Origin of the sequence: Enterobacter cloacae complex sp. 2024EL-00711 (assembly GCF_047529885.1) — a bacterium.
GTDB classification, from domain to species: Bacteria; Pseudomonadota; Gammaproteobacteria; order Enterobacterales; family Enterobacteriaceae; genus Enterobacter; species Enterobacter ludwigii.
Genome location: NZ_JBLIZC010000013.1, coordinates 66,060 through 81,070, shown reverse-complemented (window position 1 = coordinate 81,070; position 15,011 = coordinate 66,060). Strand labels below are relative to the sequence as shown.

14 protein-coding genes and 1 tRNA gene are annotated in these 15,011 nt (G+C 55.2%); 11 read left to right on the top strand and 4 right to left on the bottom strand.

Features of this window, described 5'->3' with window-relative positions; genetic code table 11:
* Positions 1 to 122 precede the first annotated feature (122 nt).
* Positions 123 to 198 (top strand) — tRNA-Trp (locus ACMVME_RS22245).
* Positions 199 to 297: 99 nt separating this feature from the next.
* On the opposite strand, the gene hdfR is transcribed toward ACMVME_RS22245, so the two are convergent.
* Positions 298 to 1,119 carry an HTH-type transcriptional regulator HdfR gene (gene hdfR, locus ACMVME_RS22240; RefSeq protein WP_014172169.1) on the bottom strand — a complete coding sequence of 274 codons (822 nt, stop codon included), beginning with the start codon at positions 1,117 to 1,119 and terminating at the stop codon, positions 298 to 300.
* A 118-nt stretch (positions 1,120 to 1,237) separates the two neighbouring features.
* On the opposite strand from hdfR, the gene ACMVME_RS22235 reads away from it, so the two are divergent.
* The gene (locus ACMVME_RS22235; RefSeq protein ID WP_014172168.1) at positions 1,238 to 1,576 is read left to right on the top strand and encodes a DUF413 domain-containing protein; all 339 of its coding nucleotides are present in this window, start codon (positions 1,238 to 1,240) and stop codon (positions 1,574 to 1,576) included.
* A gap of 27 nt (positions 1,577 to 1,603) precedes the next feature.
* Here ACMVME_RS22235 and ACMVME_RS22230 read toward each other — a convergent pair whose 3' ends face one another.
* Positions 1,604 to 3,124, bottom strand: a complete 1,521-nt coding sequence (locus ACMVME_RS22230; RefSeq protein WP_049023041.1) for a YifB family Mg chelatase-like AAA ATPase — start codon at positions 3,122 to 3,124, stop codon at positions 1,604 to 1,606.
* Between the two features lie 339 nt (positions 3,125 to 3,463).
* Here ACMVME_RS22230 and ilvL point away from each other — a divergent pair, with 339 nt between their 5' ends.
* The 7 genes from ilvL to ilvA all read left to right on the top strand — a co-directional run bounded on the left by ilvL (position 3,464) and on the right by ilvA (position 10,014).
* Positions 3,464 to 3,562 carry an ilv operon leader peptide gene (gene ilvL, locus ACMVME_RS22225; protein WP_001311244.1) on the top strand — a complete coding sequence of 33 codons (99 nt, stop codon included), beginning with the start codon at positions 3,464 to 3,466 and terminating at the stop codon, positions 3,560 to 3,562.
* An 86-nt stretch (positions 3,563 to 3,648) separates the two neighbouring features.
* Positions 3,649 to 3,699: a peptide IlvX gene (gene ilvX / locus ACMVME_RS22220; protein ID WP_102046757.1), complete on the top strand. Its 51-nt coding sequence runs from the start codon at positions 3,649 to 3,651 to the stop codon at positions 3,697 to 3,699.
* Positions 3,700 to 3,701: 2 nt separating this feature from the next.
* On the top strand, positions 3,702 to 5,348 hold the full coding sequence (ilvG, locus tag ACMVME_RS22215; RefSeq protein ID WP_047954816.1) for an acetolactate synthase 2 catalytic subunit: 1,647 nt from the start codon (positions 3,702 to 3,704) through the stop codon (positions 5,346 to 5,348).
* On the top strand, positions 5,345 to 5,608 hold the full coding sequence (ilvM, locus tag ACMVME_RS22210; protein WP_014172166.1) for an acetolactate synthase 2 small subunit: 264 nt from the start codon (positions 5,345 to 5,347) through the stop codon (positions 5,606 to 5,608). The genes ilvG and ilvM overlap by 4 nt, the downstream gene beginning before the upstream one ends.
* An 18-nt stretch (positions 5,609 to 5,626) precedes the next feature.
* Positions 5,627 to 6,556: a branched-chain-amino-acid transaminase gene (ilvE, locus tag ACMVME_RS22205; RefSeq protein ID WP_025202772.1), complete on the top strand. Its 930-nt coding sequence runs from the start codon at positions 5,627 to 5,629 to the stop codon at positions 6,554 to 6,556.
* A 60-nt stretch (positions 6,557 to 6,616) separates the two neighbouring features.
* Positions 6,617 to 8,467, top strand: coding sequence for a dihydroxy-acid dehydratase (ilvD, locus tag ACMVME_RS22200; RefSeq protein ID WP_014172164.1), 1,851 nt, complete (start codon positions 6,617 to 6,619; stop codon positions 8,465 to 8,467).
* 2 nt (positions 8,468 to 8,469) lie between these two features.
* On the top strand, positions 8,470 to 10,014 hold the full coding sequence (ilvA, locus tag ACMVME_RS22195) for a threonine ammonia-lyase, biosynthetic (protein WP_025202773.1): 1,545 nt from the start codon (positions 8,470 to 8,472) through the stop codon (positions 10,012 to 10,014).
* Here ilvA and ilvY read toward each other — a convergent pair.
* The gene (ilvY, locus tag ACMVME_RS22190; protein WP_020882896.1) at positions 10,011 to 10,901 is read right to left on the bottom strand and encodes an HTH-type transcriptional activator IlvY; all 891 of its coding nucleotides are present in this window, start codon (positions 10,899 to 10,901) and stop codon (positions 10,011 to 10,013) included. The two genes, ilvA and ilvY, sit on opposite strands and share 4 nt — an antisense overlap.
* A 153-nt stretch (positions 10,902 to 11,054) precedes the next feature.
* On the opposite strand from ilvY, the gene ilvC reads away from it, so the two are divergent.
* A complete protein-coding gene (gene ilvC / locus ACMVME_RS22185) occupies positions 11,055 to 12,530 on the top strand; it encodes a ketol-acid reductoisomerase (RefSeq protein WP_014172161.1) in 1,476 nt (491 codons plus the stop codon).
* A 68-nt stretch (positions 12,531 to 12,598) separates the two neighbouring features.
* On the opposite strand, the gene ppiC is transcribed toward ilvC, so the two are convergent.
* Positions 12,599 to 12,880, bottom strand: coding sequence for a peptidylprolyl isomerase PpiC (gene ppiC / locus ACMVME_RS22180; RefSeq protein ID WP_008501570.1), 282 nt, complete (start codon positions 12,878 to 12,880; stop codon positions 12,599 to 12,601).
* 85 nt (positions 12,881 to 12,965) lie between these two features.
* On the opposite strand from ppiC, the gene rep reads away from it, so the two are divergent.
* Complete coding sequence (gene rep / locus ACMVME_RS22175; protein ID WP_414743501.1) at positions 12,966 to 14,990, top strand: DNA helicase Rep; 2,025 nt, start codon at positions 12,966 to 12,968, stop codon at positions 14,988 to 14,990.
* Positions 14,991 to 15,011: the final 21 nt, after the last annotated feature.

Genomic DNA, 15,011 nt, shown 5'->3' with positions numbered 1-15,011 from the left:
AGTTCAGTCGGTTAGAATACCTGCCTGTCACGCAGGGGGTCGCGGGTTCGAGTCCCGTCCGTTCCGCCACTTATTAAGACATTAAGCCTGCCTACCCGGCAGGCTTAATGGCAAAAGACTTTAGGGGCGTAGCTCAGTTGGTAGAGCACCGGTCTCCAAAACCGGGTGTCGCGAGTTCGAGTCTCTCCGCCCCTGCCATATATAATCCTTTGCTTCGGCAAAGGATTTTTTTTTTGCCTGAAAGACGCCGAGTCCCCTCTTCAGACGTTGCAGCCAGCATTTCTGCTGGCGCATGCATCAATCCATAATATTAATTTTTAGAAGATCTTTTATCTGCGATTGCTTATCGCTGTTCTGGAGCCAGATGGCATACAGCGGTCTGGAAAGCGTGGTGGAGTCCACAACGGTATGCAACCCGGGTTTCGTGTCTGCCCAGCGAACAGGTAACCAGGTGCACCCCTTCAGTAAGGAGAGCTGCTGACAGGCGATCTCCGCAGAGCTGGTTGTTAACTGTGGCACATCATCCGGAGCAATCAATCCCGCCTCGTGTTGCTGGAAATCTGGCCCCCACTCCAGACGCAGATAGGTCAGGTCGGCTTTCATCATTGAAGGCTCGGAGGCATAAAGCGCAAGGCCAAACTGGCCAACAATCTGGCTGCTAAATTCGTCCATTTTGGGGGCTTCGGTCGTGATCAGAAGATCCAGCTGGCGCTCGTGCAGTTGCTTAACGAGCGACTGACGTTGCGCAATCCGCGCTTCAAATTGCAAATGGTTGTGGGAAGGGTAGAGCCGGGTAAGCCACTGACTGAGCATACATTCCCACAACGATGCGCTGGCCCCAATGGAGAACTCGTTATGCCTCGAGGTGTGCGCAACCTCTTTTCGTGCCGCCTGCCAGGTATTCATCAGTGTTTCTGCATACGGCAGCAGTTTTTCACCGGCTGGCGTGAGGCGTATGTTGTTGCGGTGGCGGGTAAAAAGGTTCACACCCAGTTGATTTTCCAGCTGTCGAATACGAAAACTGACCGCTGACTGCGTCAGGTAAAGGGCTTCCGCTGCTCGCCCAAAGTGGCGCGTTCTGCTCACTTCCAGGAAAGTTTTTAGCAATTCCGTATCCACATCTTTCTCCGCAAAATAATTTGTCGTTATGATTTAAATGTTTTGTTTTACACTCTGTCAAGCGTAACTAATACTCCGCGCCATAAATAGCTCGGCCAAAGAATTAGGAGCGTGTAGGATGGCGGAAAGCTTTACGACGACTAATCGTTTTTTCGACAATAAAAATTATCCACGCGGGTTCTCTCGTCACGGCGATTTCACCATCAAAGAGGCGCAGATGCTTGAGCGTCATGGTTATGCCTTTAACGAGCTGGATCTGGGTAAACGTGAGCCTGCAACTGAAGACGAAAAACAGTTTGTCGCAGTCTGCCGTGGCGAGCGTGAGCCACAGTCTGAAGCAGAACGTGTATGGATCAAGTATATGGCACGCATTAAGCGTCCAAAGCGTTTCCATACGCTGTCTGGCGGTAAGCCGCAGATGGAAGGTGCTGAAGACTACACTGAGTCTGACGACTAACAAGAAAAGGGGCTGTGGCCCCTTTTTTTATGCCAGTAACTTTTGCAGGTGCAGGAGCAAGCGATCGATCGCACGATAGCTTAACGCTTCCTGCAGATGCCGCCTCTCAATGTCAGGGCACTTTTCCACATCGGCGATGGTGCGGGCGACTTTTATAAGACGCTGCCATGCGCGAATGGAAAGCCCAAAGCGCGTCAACGTATCCTCCAGCCAGCATGAATCTTCAGTCTTAAGAGGACAAAACTGCCGAATCTCAGCGTTATCCAGACGGGCATTCAGCTTATGTTGACGCATATACTGCCGGGCCTGCGCGGCGATAACCCGCTCGCGAACCTCCACCGTACTCTCTCCTCTGGCGCTGCTCTGGCTGAGCAGGCCGGGAGGAGGCAAGGGGATTTCCAGCGACAAATCGAAACGATCCAGGAAAGGACCAGATAACTTCCCCAGGTAGCGCAGCGTCTGTTCAGGCGTGGAGCGATTGTGGTTTCCCTGATAATGGCCCGATGGGCTGGGGTTCATTGCCGCTACCAGCTGGAACCGCGCGGGATAGCTTATTTTGGCGCGTGCACGGGAGATATGGATCTCACCCGATTCGATGGGCTCCCTCAGCGCATCCAGAACGCGGCGTTCAAATTCAGGCAGTTCATCCAGAAACAGGATGCCGTTGTGCGCCAGAGAGATCTCTCCCGGCCCTGGTATGGTGCCACCGCCGACCATGGCCGCCAGTGAGGCACTGTGGTGCGGAGAGCGAAACGGGCGACGTCGCCACTGTTTTTGCAATGACACTGAACTCACCAGACTAAATATCGCCGCGCTTTCCAGCGCTTCATGGTTATTAAGTGGAGGCAGTAAACCATTCAACCTGCTCGCCAGCATCGTTTTTCCTGTACCCGGTGGGCCAATCAGCAACAGGTTATGTCCGCCGGCAGCGGTGATCTCCAGCGCCCGCTTACCCTGCTCCTGGCCGTAAATATCGCTCAGATCGTCCGGGCTTTCTGCCAGGGGATCGCCTGATTCTTCCGGCTCTGACAGCACATGTTGCCCCTCAAGATACGCGCACACTTCCTGTAAATGCCCGGCTAGCAGACATCCTCTCTCGGCTATCAGGCTCACTTCTGCACCATTTTCATTGGCAACAATGATTTGTCGACCTGCGCGAATGGCCTCCAGCGCACCCGAGATGGCACCAGGAACGCCCCTCAGCGCGCCTGTGAGCGCCAGTTCACCGATGAACTCATATGCGCCTAGTCTGCTGCTGTTAAGCTGCTCAGAGGCGGCGAGGAGCGCTATAGCGATAGGTAAATCATATCGCCCTCCCTCTTTAGGCAAGTCTGCAGGCGCAAGGTTGATGGTGATTTTCTTTGCCGGAAAGGTATAACCGCTATTAATAATCGCACTGCGCACCCGATCTCTGGCTTCCTTTACCGTGGTCTCCGGCAATCCAACCAGCGTCAGCCCGGGCAGCCCGTTGCTGAGATGAACTTCTACCGAAATAAGCGGTGCTTTTACTCCAATGGCCGCACGGGTATAAACAACTGACAGTGACATAAGCACCTCCTCAGGAGATGACTATGCCCGTGACCGATATGCATGTTTAGCCACATTTAGCGGATTTACGCATCCTCTTCCGAGGTTTTAACGTCAAGATGTAACCTTTTCTTTTCTGCGGAACCCTGCTCGCAAAAAAATGTACTGGCGACATACCGCTCTGTCCGTGCTGAAAAAATGAAAAATATTCACTATCAAATTTCTTTATATAAAACAATACGTTCAGAAAATATGATTCGCAGGCTAACGAAACCAGCCATAAATAAATCTTGTGTTTGATTTAAAAACTGTGATACCTCTTTAGGTATTCCTTCGAACAAGATGCAAAAAGAACAGAAAATGACAGCCCTTCTACGAGTGATTAGCCTGGTCGTGATTAGCGTGGTGGTGATTATTATCCCACCGTGCGGGGCTGCACTTGGACGAGGAAAGGCTTAGAAATCAAGCCTTAACGAACTAAGACCCCCGCACCGAAAGGTCCGGGGGTTTTTTTATGACTAAAAAACTTACACGAGGAGCAGAGAATGACTAATAGCACAAAATTCTGTTTCTCCCGATTTATGACGGGGAACTAACTATGAATGGTGCACAGTGGGTAGTACATGCGTTGCGCGCACAGGGAGTCGACACTGTCTTCGGTTATCCGGGGGGCGCAATAATGCCGATTTACGATGCATTGTATGACGGCGGCGTGGAACACCTCTTGTGCCGACACGAGCAGGGCGCTGCGATGGCCGCCATTGGCTATGCACGTGCCACCGGTAAAACCGGTGTCTGCATGGCAACTTCAGGGCCGGGCGCCACAAACCTGATCACCGGCCTGGCGGATGCACTGCTTGATTCCGTTCCCGTTGTCGCCATCACCGGTCAGGTGGCTTCTCCCCTCATTGGCACTGATGCCTTCCAGGAAGTGGACGTGCTCGGCTTGTCACTGGCCTGCACCAAACACAGCTTCCTCGTTCAGTCTCTGGAAGAGCTGCCGCGTGTGATGGCAGAGGCGTTTGAGGTGGCAAACTCTGGTCGCCCTGGACCGGTTCTGGTTGATATCCCGAAAGATATCCAGGTTGCTCTGGGCGATCTGGAGCCGCACTTCTCCACCGTTGAAAGCGACGATGCATTCCCGCACGCCGCGGTGGAAGAGGCGCGGCAGATGATTGCCCACGCTAAACAACCGATGTTGTACGTAGGGGGTGGGGTTGGTATGGCACAGGCCGTTCCCGCCCTGCGCGAATTCATCGCGGTTACGCAAATGCCCGCCACCTGTACGTTGAAAGGTCTTGGCGCGGTAGATGCGGACTATCCGTACTATCTGGGCATGCTGGGGATGCACGGTACCAAAGCGGCGAACTTGGCCGTGCAGGCGTGTGACTTGCTGATCGCCGTAGGTGCCCGTTTTGATGATCGTGTCACCGGCAAGCTGAATACCTTCGCGCCGAATGCCAACGTGATCCACATGGATATCGACCCGGCGGAGATGAACAAACTGCGTCAGGCGCATGTGGCCCTGCAGGGCAATCTCAACACGTTATTACCGGCTTTACAGCAGCCTCTGAAAATCGACGCATGGCGTCAGCACACCGCCGATATGCGCGTTGAACATACCTGGCGTTACGACCATCCTGGTGACGCCATCTATGCGCCACTGCTGTTAAAGCAATTGTCCGACCGTAAACCGGCAGACTGTGTGGTCACGACGGATGTAGGCCAACACCAGATGTGGTCAGCACAGCACATGACTTACACGCGCCCGGAAAACTTCATTACCTCCAGCGGCTTAGGGACAATGGGCTTCGGGCTCCCTGCCGCGGTAGGGGCGCAGGTTGCCCGCCCGAACGATACGGTTATCTGTATCTCCGGTGACGGCTCTTTCATGATGAACGTTCAGGAGCTGGGCACCGTTAAGCGCAAGCAGTTACCGTTGAAAATCGTCTTGCTCGATAACCAGCGTTTAGGAATGGTTCGTCAGTGGCAACAGCTGTTTTTCCAGGAACGCTACAGTGAGACTACCCTGACGGATAACCCCGATTTCCTCATTCTGGCCAGCGCCTTTGGTATCCCTGGCCAGCACATCACCCGTAAAGACCAGGTTGAAGCGGCACTCGACACCATGCTGTCAAGCGAAGGGCCGTACCTGCTTCATGTCTCAATCGACGAGCTTGAGAATGTCTGGCCGTTGGTACCGCCAGGTGCCAGTAACTCACAAATGCTGGAGAAATTATCATGATGCAACATCAGGTCGCCGTGCAGGCTCGCTTCAATCCAGAGACATTAGAACGCGTTTTGCGTGTGGTGCGTCACCGTGGCTTTCAGATTTGCTCTATGAATATGGAGACGGCCACTGATGCTCAAAATATCAGTATCGAATTAACCGTTGCCAGCCCGCGGTCGGTCGACTTACTGTTTAGTCAGTTAACAAAACTGGTAGACGTTGCACATGTTGCCATCTGCCAGAGCACAACCACATCACAACAGATCCGTGCTTAAGCGCGACAGGAAGAGAAAATGACGACAAAAAAAGCTGATTACATTTGGTTCAATGGTGAGATGGTTCGCTGGGAGGACGCGAAAGTCCACGTTATGTCCCACGCGCTGCATTACGGTACCTCTGTCTTCGAAGGCATCCGTTGCTACGACTCACACAAAGGGCCAGTGGTGTTCCGTCATCGCGAACACATGCAGCGTCTGCATGACTCAGCCAAAATTTATCGTTTCCCGGTTTCTCAGAGCGTGGATGAGCTGATGGAAGCCTGCCGCGACGTGATTCGTAAGAACAACCTCACCAGTGCCTATATTCGTCCGCTGGTGTTTGTAGGTGATGTGGGCATGGGCGTGAACCCGCCAGCCGGTTATACCACCGATGTGATCATTGCTGCGTTCCCGTGGGGTGCTTATCTGGGGGCTGAAGCTCTGGAGCAGGGGATCGACGCAATGGTTTCTTCCTGGAACCGCGTGGCACCAAACACGATCCCGACGGCGGCAAAAGCGGGCGGTAACTACCTCTCCTCACTGCTGGTCGGAAGCGAAGCGCGCCGTCACGGTTATCAGGAAGGTATCGCGCTGGACGTGAATGGCTATATCTCTGAAGGTGCAGGTGAAAACCTGTTCGAAGTGAAAGACGGCATTCTGTTTACGCCGCCATTTACCTCTTCCGCTCTGCCGGGCATTACCCGTGACGCCATCATCAAGCTGGCAAAAGATTTGGGTATCGAAGTCCGTGAGCAGGTCCTGTCCCGCGAATCCCTGTACCTGGCCGATGAAGTGTTCATGTCCGGTACCGCGGCGGAAATTACGCCGGTTCGTAGCGTAGACGGTATTCAGGTTGGTGCTGGCCGCTGTGGTCCGGTCACCAAACGTATTCAGCAAGCCTTCTTTGGCCTCTTCACCGGTGAAACGGAAGATAAATACGGCTGGCTGGATCAGGTTAATCAATAAGCATAAATATGGGACGGCACGCACCGTCCCATTCAATAGTCAGACGGGAGTAAATAAAGCATGCCTAAGTATCGTTCCGCCACCACCACTCATGGCCGTAACATGGCAGGTGCCCGCGCACTGTGGCGCGCCACCGGGATGACCGACGCCGATTTCGGTAAGCCTATTATCGCCGTGGTGAACTCCTTCACCCAGTTTGTGCCGGGCCACGTGCACCTGCGCGATCTCGGCAAACTCGTTGCCGAGCAAATCGAAGCCTCCGGCGGTGTGGCGAAAGAGTTCAACACCATTGCGGTGGATGACGGTATCGCGATGGGTCACGGGGGTATGCTCTATTCACTGCCGTCGCGTGAGCTGATCGCCGACTCGGTGGAGTATATGGTGAACGCCCACTGCGCGGATGCCATGGTTTGTATCTCCAACTGCGACAAAATTACCCCGGGGATGCTGATGGCTTCCCTGCGTCTGAACATTCCGGTGATCTTCGTCTCCGGCGGTCCAATGGAAGCGGGTAAAACCAAGCTTTCCGATAAAATCATCAAGCTCGACCTGGTCGATGCGATGATTCAGGGCGCGGATCCAAAAGTTTCTGATGAGCAAAGCGATCAGGTTGAACGTTCTGCGTGTCCAACCTGTGGCTCCTGCTCAGGTATGTTCACCGCGAACTCCATGAACTGTCTGACCGAAGCGCTGGGTCTGTCTCAGCCGGGCAACGGCTCGCTGCTGGCGACCCACGCCGACCGTAAACAGCTGTTCCTCAATGCCGGTAAACGCATCGTTGAGCTGACCAAACGCTACTACGAGCAAGATGATGAAAGCGCGCTGCCGCGTAATATCGCCAGCAAAGCCGCGTTTGAAAATGCCATGACGCTGGATATCGCCATGGGCGGTTCCACCAACACCGTTCTCCACCTGCTGGCCGCTGCGCAGGAGGCTGAAATCGACTTCACCATGAGCGATATCGACAAGCTGTCCCGCAAAGTACCGCAGCTCTGTAAAGTTGCGCCGAGTACTCAGAAATACCACATGGAAGATGTCCACCGTGCGGGTGGCGTACTGGGTATTCTCGGTGAGCTGGATCGCGCCGGGCTGCTGAACCGCAACGTCAAAAACGTGCTCGGCCTGACGCTGCCGGAGTCGCTGGACAAATACGACGTCATGCTCACGAAAGACGATGCGGTGAAAAAGATGTTCCGCGCCGGCCCGGCAGGTATTCGTACCACCCAGGCCTTCTCACAGGATTGCCGCTGGGACACGCTGGATGACGATCGTGCAGAAGGCTGTATTCGCTCACTGGAACATGCCTACAGCAAGGACGGCGGTCTGGCCGTGCTCTACGGTAACTTTGCAGAAAACGGCTGTATTGTAAAAACCGCAGGCGTGGATGACAGCATTCTCAAATTCACCGGCCCGGCAAAAGTGTACGAAAGCCAGGACGACGCGGTAGAGGCTATTCTCGGTGGCAAAGTGGTGGAAGGCGACGTGGTTGTCATTCGCTACGAAGGGCCGAAAGGCGGGCCGGGTATGCAGGAGATGCTCTATCCCACCACCTTCCTGAAATCCATGGGCCTCGGTAAAGCCTGTGCGCTGATCACCGACGGACGTTTCTCTGGCGGTACGTCTGGTCTCTCCATTGGCCACGTGTCACCGGAAGCGGCAAGCGGCGGCAACATCGCGATTATTGAAGATGGCGACCTGATCGAAATTGATATCCCGAATCGCGGTATTCAGTTGAAACTGAGCGACCAGGATATTGCGGCGCGTCGTGAAGCCCAGGAAGCTCGCGGTGACAAAGCCTGGACGCCAAAAGATCGCCAGCGCGACGTCTCCTTCGCCCTGCGTGCCTATGCGAGCCTTGCCACCAGTGCAGATAAAGGCGCGGTGCGCGACAAATCGAAACTTGGGGGCTAATGATGGCCGAGTCGCAACCGTTATCCGCCGCCCCTGAGGGGGCGGAATACCTCAGGGCGGTGCTACGTGCACCGGTCTATGAAGCCGTACAGGTCACGCCGCTGCAGAAAATGGAGAAACTCTCCTCGCGCCTCGACAACGTGATTCTGGTGAAACGCGAAGACCGCCAGCCGGTACACAGCTTCAAGCTGCGTGGCGCCTACGCGATGATGGCCGGGTTGACCGACGAGCAAAAAGCGCGGGGGGTAATTACCGCCTCTGCGGGCAACCACGCGCAGGGCGTCGCGTTCTCCTCAGCGCGCCTGGGGCTGAAAGCGCTGATTGTTATGCCGGTTGCTACTGCTGATATCAAAGTGGATGCCGTACGCGGTTTCGGCGGTGAAGTGTTGCTCCACGGCGCAAACTTTGACGAAGCCAAAGCCAAAGCGATAGAGCTGGCGCAGCAACAGGGGTTTACCTGGGTGCCGCCGTTCGATCATCCGATGGTCATTGCCGGACAGGGGACGCTGGCGCTTGAGCTGCTGCAGCAGGATGCGCATCTCGACCGCGTCTTCGTGCCGGTTGGCGGTGGCGGCCTCGCGGCGGGCGTAGCGGTGCTGATCAAACAGCTGATGCCGCAAATCAAAGTGATTGCCGTTGAGGCGGAAGACTCGGCCTGTCTGAAAGCGGCGCTGGATGCCGGTCATCCGGTGGACTTACCACGCGTCGGGCTGTTTGCTGAAGGCGTGGCGGTTAAACGCATTGGCGATGAAACCTTCCGTCTTTGCCAGGAATATCTCGACGATATTATCACCGTCGACAGCGACGCCATCTGCGCCGCAATGAAAGATCTGTTCGAAGATGTGCGTGCGGTAGCGGAACCTTCCGGCGCGCTGGCGCTGGCGGGGATGAAGAAATACATCGCGCAGCACAACATCCGCGGCGAGCGTCTGGCGCATGTCCTTTCTGGTGCCAACGTGAACTTCCACGGTCTGCGCTATGTTTCCGAACGCTGCGAGCTGGGTGAGCAACGCGAAGCGCTGCTGGCGGTTACCATTCCGGAAGAGAAGGGCAGCTTCCTGAAGTTTTGTCAGCTGCTGGGCGGCCGTTCAGTCACGGAGTTTAACTATCGTTTTGCCGACGCCCGAGATGCCTGCATTTTTGTCGGTGTACGGTTAAGCCGTGGTCTGGAAGAGCGTAAAGAGATCCTCCACCTGCTCCACGAAGGTGGCTACAGCGTCGTGGATCTCTCCGACGATGAGATGGCGAAACTGCACGTGCGTTACATGGTGGGCGGGCGTCCATCGAAGCCGCTGCAGGAACGTCTCTACAGCTTCGAGTTCCCGGAGTCACCGGGCGCGTTGCTCAAGTTCCTGCATACGCTGGGCACGCACTGGAACATCTCTCTGTTCCACTACCGCAGCCACGGTACCGATTATGGACGCGTGCTGGCCGCCTTCGAACTGGGCGAGCACGAGCCTGATTTCGAAACGCGGCTGAACGAGCTGGGCTATGAGTGTCACGATGAAACCCATAACCCGGCGTTCAGGTTCTTCCTGGCAGGCTAGTGGTTAGGCAGTATCTGCCAGAAGGCATCAATAAGCGGCTCCTGCAGCCGCTTTTTTTGTGCGCACACGCCAAGCTCAAACGGCGTTTTTTCGTCGCTGCGCTCCAGAATCATCACGCGATTACGCACCGGTTCCGGGCTGTTCTCCAGGACCACCTCCGGCAGCAGTGCCACGCCGCAGCCCAGCGCCACCATTGACACCATCGCCTCATGCCCGCCAACCGTCGCGTAAATCGACGGGTTGCTGATCTTCTGGCGACGAAACCAGAGCTCAATACGACGGCGCACCGGCCCCTGATCGGCCATGATAAAAGGCACCGTGGACCAGTCCGGTTTTTCCACCGACACCTGATTACGCACCGGGCAGGGTAACGCGGGGGCAATCAACACGACCGCCAGGTTCTCCAGCATTGAGAACGCGACAGCGCCCGGCAGGGTTTCGGGTTTCCCGGCAATGGCGAGATCCGCCTCGCCTGTCACCACTTTTTCCATTGCATCGGCGGCATCACCGGTGGTGAGTTTAATTTCCACCGACGGTTGTTCTGCGCGAAAGCGGTCAAGAATCGGCGGCAGATGGCTATAGGCCGCGGTCACGGAGCAGAAAATATGCAGCTCGCCGGACAGCGATGGCCCTTTCTGGTCAATGGTGTGTCGCAGCTGTTGATACTGCAGCAGCGTTTGTTGGGCAAAGACCCGTAGCTCCTCACCGGCCTCCGTCAGGGTGACGGTGCGGTTGTCGCGTACAAACAGGGGCTGACCGAGGTCTTCCTCAAGGCGCTGGATCTGGCGCGAAAGCGTGGAGGGACTGACGTGCATCGCCCGGGCGCTGCGCCCAAAGTGACGGCTTTCCGCCAGATGCAGGAACATTTTCAGATCGCGTAAATCCACTGATTTCACTCCCCCTTTTTACATTGCAAATATTGCAATGTGACGTTGTGAATATATCAATTTCCGCAATAAATTTCCTGTCATATAGTAAGTTCATTCTCGCAAAAGCGAACCGAACAATAAGCACAACAACACAACATCACGGAGTCCATTATGGCTAACTACTTTAATACACTGAATTTGCGCCAGCAGCTGGCGCAGCTGGGCAAATGCCGCTTTATGGCGCGCGATGAATTTGCCGATGGCGCGAGCTACCTTCAGGGTAAAAAAGTGGTCATCGTCGGCTGCGGCGCCCAGGGTCTGAACCAGGGCCTGAACATGCGTGACTCCGGTCTGGATATCTCCTACGCCCTGCGTAAAGAAGCGATTGCTGAGAAGCGTGCGTCCTGGCGCAAAGCGACCGAAAATGGTTTTAAAGTCGGTACCTACGAAGAACTGATCCCCCAGGCAGACCTGGTGGTTAACCTGACGCCAGACAAACAGCACTCTGACGTTGTGCGTTCCGTGCAGCCGCTGATGAAAGACGGTGCGGCGTTGGGTTACTCCCACGGCTTTAACATCGTTGAAGTGGGCGAGCAGATCCGTAAAGACATCACCGTTGTGATGGTGGCACCGAAGTGCCCGGGTACAGAAGTACGTGAAGAGTACAAACGTGGCTTCGGCGTGCCAACGCTTATCGCCGTTCACCCGGAAAACGATCCGAAAGGTGAAGGTATGGCGATCGCCAAAGCATGGGCTGCAGCAACGGGTGGCCACCGTGCGGGCGTTCTGGAATCGTCTTTCGTCGCGGAAGTTAAATCTGACCTGATGGGTGAGCAAACCATCCTGTGCGGTATGCTGCAGGCGGGCTCTCTGCTGTGCTTCGACAAGCTGGTGGAGGAGGGTACAGACCCGGCATACGCAGAAAAACTGATTCAGTTCGGCTGGGAAACGATCACCGAAGCGCTGAAGCAGGGCGGTATCACGCTGATGATGGACCGTCTGTCCAACCCGGCGAAACTGCGTGCTTACGCGCTGTCTGAACAGCTGAAAACGATCATGGCACCGCTGTTCCAGAAACATATGGACGACATTATCTCCGGCGAGTTCTCTTCCGGCATGATGGCGGACTGGGCTAACGACGATAAGAAACTGCTGACCTGGCGTGAAGAGACCGGTAAAACCGCTTTTGAAACCGCCCCACAGTTTGAAGGTAAAATCGGCGAGCAGGAGTACTTCGATAAAGGCGTTCTGATGATTGCGATGGTGAAAGCTGGCGTTGAGCTGGCGTTCGAAACCATGGTGGATTCCGGCATCATCGAAGAGTCTGCCTACTATGAATCACTGCACGAGCTGCCGCTGATTGCGAATACCATCGCCCGTAAGCGTCTGTACGAAATGAACGTGGTTATCTCTGATACCGCCGAGTACGGTAACTACCTGTTCTCTTACGCTTGCGTACCGCTGCTGAAAGAGTTCATGACAACCCTGCAGCCGGGCGATCTGGGCAAAGCGATTGCGGAAGGTGCTGTGGATAACGCGCAGCTGCGCGATGTAAACGAAGCCATTCGCGGCCATGAAATCGAGAAAGTGGGTCAGAAACTGCGTGGCTACATGACCGATATGAAACGTATCGCGGTAGCAGGTTAATAACCGGGCGGGCTGATGCCCTGACCTGACTAAACGTACAAGGCCTTCTCTCAGAGAAGGCCTTGCTGTTATTTGCGGTACAGAACCTTAATAACATGATAGCCAAACTGCGTGTGCAGTGGGCCTGTGGGTTCCAGCACCGGGCAGGAAAAGACCACTTTATCGAACGCCGGAACCATTTGACCCTGACGGAATTCACCTAAATCACCGCCGCGTTTACCTGACGGACAAATAGAGTGTTTCTTCGCCAGCTTGCCGAAGTCGGCGCCGTTTTTGATCTGCTCGAGAAGATCCAGAGCCAGTTTTTCTTCTTTTACAAGGATATGCAGTGCTGCCGCGGTTTTTGCCATGATCGTGCCTTGAGTGGTATGGATTAGGCTCGCTATACTACCACGCTGTTATTCTCCCCTCCTGACTTTCATTGAGTGATCATTTATGCGTTTAAACCCCGGACAACAACAAGCCGTCGAATTTGTCACTGGACCCTGTCTGGTGCTGGCGGGCGCGGGATCCGGCAAAACGCGCGTCATCACCAATAAGATTGCCCACCTGATCCGCGGCTGCGGGTATCAGGCTCGCCACATCGCGGCGGTGACGTTCACCAACAAAGCAGCGCGCGAGATGAAAGAGCGTGTCGGCCAGACGCTGGGGCGTAAAGAGGCGCGCGGTCTGATGATTTCCACCTTCCATACGCTGGGGCTGGATATCATCAAACGTGAATACGCCGCGCTGGGGATGAAATCCAACTTCTCACTGTTTGACGATACCGACCAGGTGGCCCTGCTCAAGGAGCTCACCGAGGGGCTGATCGAAGATGATAAGGTTCTGCTGCAACAGCTGATCTCAACGATCTCCAACTGGAAAAACGATCTGATGACCCCGGCCCAGGCCGCGGCGATCGCCAAAGGCGAGCGGGATCGGATCTTCGCCCACTGCTACGGTCTGTACGATGCGCATATGAAAGCCTGTAACGTGCTGGATTTCGACGACCTGATCCTGCTTCCCACGCTACTGCTGCAGCGTAATGAAGAGGTGCGTGAGCGCTGGCAGAATAAAATCCGCTACCTGCTGGTGGATGAGTATCAGGACACCAATACCAGCCAGTATGAACTGGTGAAACTGCTGGTGGGACAGCGCGCGCGTTTCACGGTGGTCGGTGATGACGATCAGTCCATTTACTCCTGGCGCGGTGCGCGTCCGCAAAACCTGGTCCTGCTGAGCAAAGATTTCCCGGCGCTGCAGGTGATCAAACTGGAGCAGAACTACCGTTCCTCCGGGCGTATCCTTAAAGCCGCGAATATCCTGATCGCCAACAACCCGCACGTGTTCGAAAAACGCCTGTTCTCCGAACTGGGTTACGGTACAGAGCTAAAAGTGCTCAGCGCCAACAATGAAGAGCACGAAGCGGAGCGGGTCACAGGCGAACTCATCGCCCACCACTTCGTCAATAAAACCGAATACAAAGACTATGCGATCCTCTATCGCGGCAACCATCAGTCACGCGTCTTTGAAAAGATGCTGATGCAAAACCGCATCCCGTACAAAATTTCGGGCGGGACCTCCTTTTTCTCGCGGCCCGAAATCAAAGATCTTCTGGCCTACCTGCGTGTGCTCACTAACCCGGATGATGACAGCGCGTTTCTGCGTATCGTGAATACCCCGAAACGGGAAATTGGCCCGGCGACGCTACAAAAGCTTGGCGAGTGGGCGATGACGCGTAATAAGAGTCTGTTTACTGCCAGCTTCGATATGGGGCTGAGTCAGACGCTCACCGGACGCGGCTACGATTCGTTAACCCGCTTTACCCACTGGCTTGGTGCAGTGCAGCGGCTGGCAGAGCGCGAACCTATCGCCGCCGTGCGCGACCTTATCCACGGTATCGACTACGAGTCCTGGCTGTATGAAACCTCCGCCAGTCCGAAAGCGGCCGAGATGCGCATGAAAAACGTTAACCAGCTGTTCAGCTGGATGACTGAAATGCTGGAAGGCTCGGAGATTGATGAACCGATGACCCTGACGCAGGTGGTTACCCGCTTTACCCTGCGCGATATGATGGAGCGCGGCGAGAGCGAAGAAGAGGCCGATCAGGTTCAGCTGATGACGCTGCATGCATCAAAAGGTCTGGAATTCCCGTATGTCTATCTGGTTGGCATGGAAGAGGGGTTACTGCCGCACCAGAGCAGCATTGATGAAGATAACGTCGATGAGGAGCGCCGTCTGGCCTATGTAGGCATCACGCGCGCTCAGAAAGAGCTGACCTTCACGCTGTGCAAAGAGCGTAGACAATATGGTGAACTGGTGCGCCCGGAGCCGAGCCGTTTCCTGCTGGAACTTCCGCAGGACGACCTCATCTGGGAGCAGGAGCGTAAAGTGATTACGGCTGAAGAGCGGATGCATAAGGGGCAGGCGAACGTCGCTAACATCCGCGCCATGCTGGCGAAAGCCAAAGAGAAGGGGTAGGTTGTTACACGCCCGGCAAGC

Bases quoted from the DNA above. Each gene is read 5' to 3' on its own strand.
- rep (WP_414743501.1), top strand. From the start codon at position 12,966: ATGCGTTTAAACCCCGGACAACAACAAGCCGTCGAATTTGTCACTGGA.
- ilvA (WP_025202773.1), top strand. From the start codon at position 8,470: ATGGCCGAGTCGCAACCGTTATCCGCCGCCCCTGAGGGGGCGGAATAC.
- ilvL (WP_001311244.1), top strand. From the start codon at position 3,464: ATGACAGCCCTTCTACGAGTGATTAGCCTGGTCGTGATTAGCGTGGTG.
- ilvG (WP_047954816.1), top strand. From the start codon at position 3,702: ATGAATGGTGCACAGTGGGTAGTACATGCGTTGCGCGCACAGGGAGTC.
- ilvD (WP_014172164.1), top strand. From the start codon at position 6,617: ATGCCTAAGTATCGTTCCGCCACCACCACTCATGGCCGTAACATGGCA.
- ppiC (WP_008501570.1), bottom strand. From the start codon at position 12,880: ATGGCAAAAACCGCGGCAGCACTGCATATCCTTGTAAAAGAAGAAAAA.
- ilvC (WP_014172161.1), top strand. From the start codon at position 11,055: ATGGCTAACTACTTTAATACACTGAATTTGCGCCAGCAGCTGGCGCAG.
- ilvM (WP_014172166.1), top strand. From the start codon at position 5,345: ATGATGCAACATCAGGTCGCCGTGCAGGCTCGCTTCAATCCAGAGACA.
- ilvE (WP_025202772.1), top strand. From the start codon at position 5,627: ATGACGACAAAAAAAGCTGATTACATTTGGTTCAATGGTGAGATGGTT.
- ACMVME_RS22235 (WP_014172168.1), top strand. From the start codon at position 1,238: ATGGCGGAAAGCTTTACGACGACTAATCGTTTTTTCGACAATAAAAAT.
- ACMVME_RS22230 (WP_049023041.1), bottom strand. From the start codon at position 3,124: ATGTCACTGTCAGTTGTTTATACCCGTGCGGCCATTGGAGTAAAAGCA.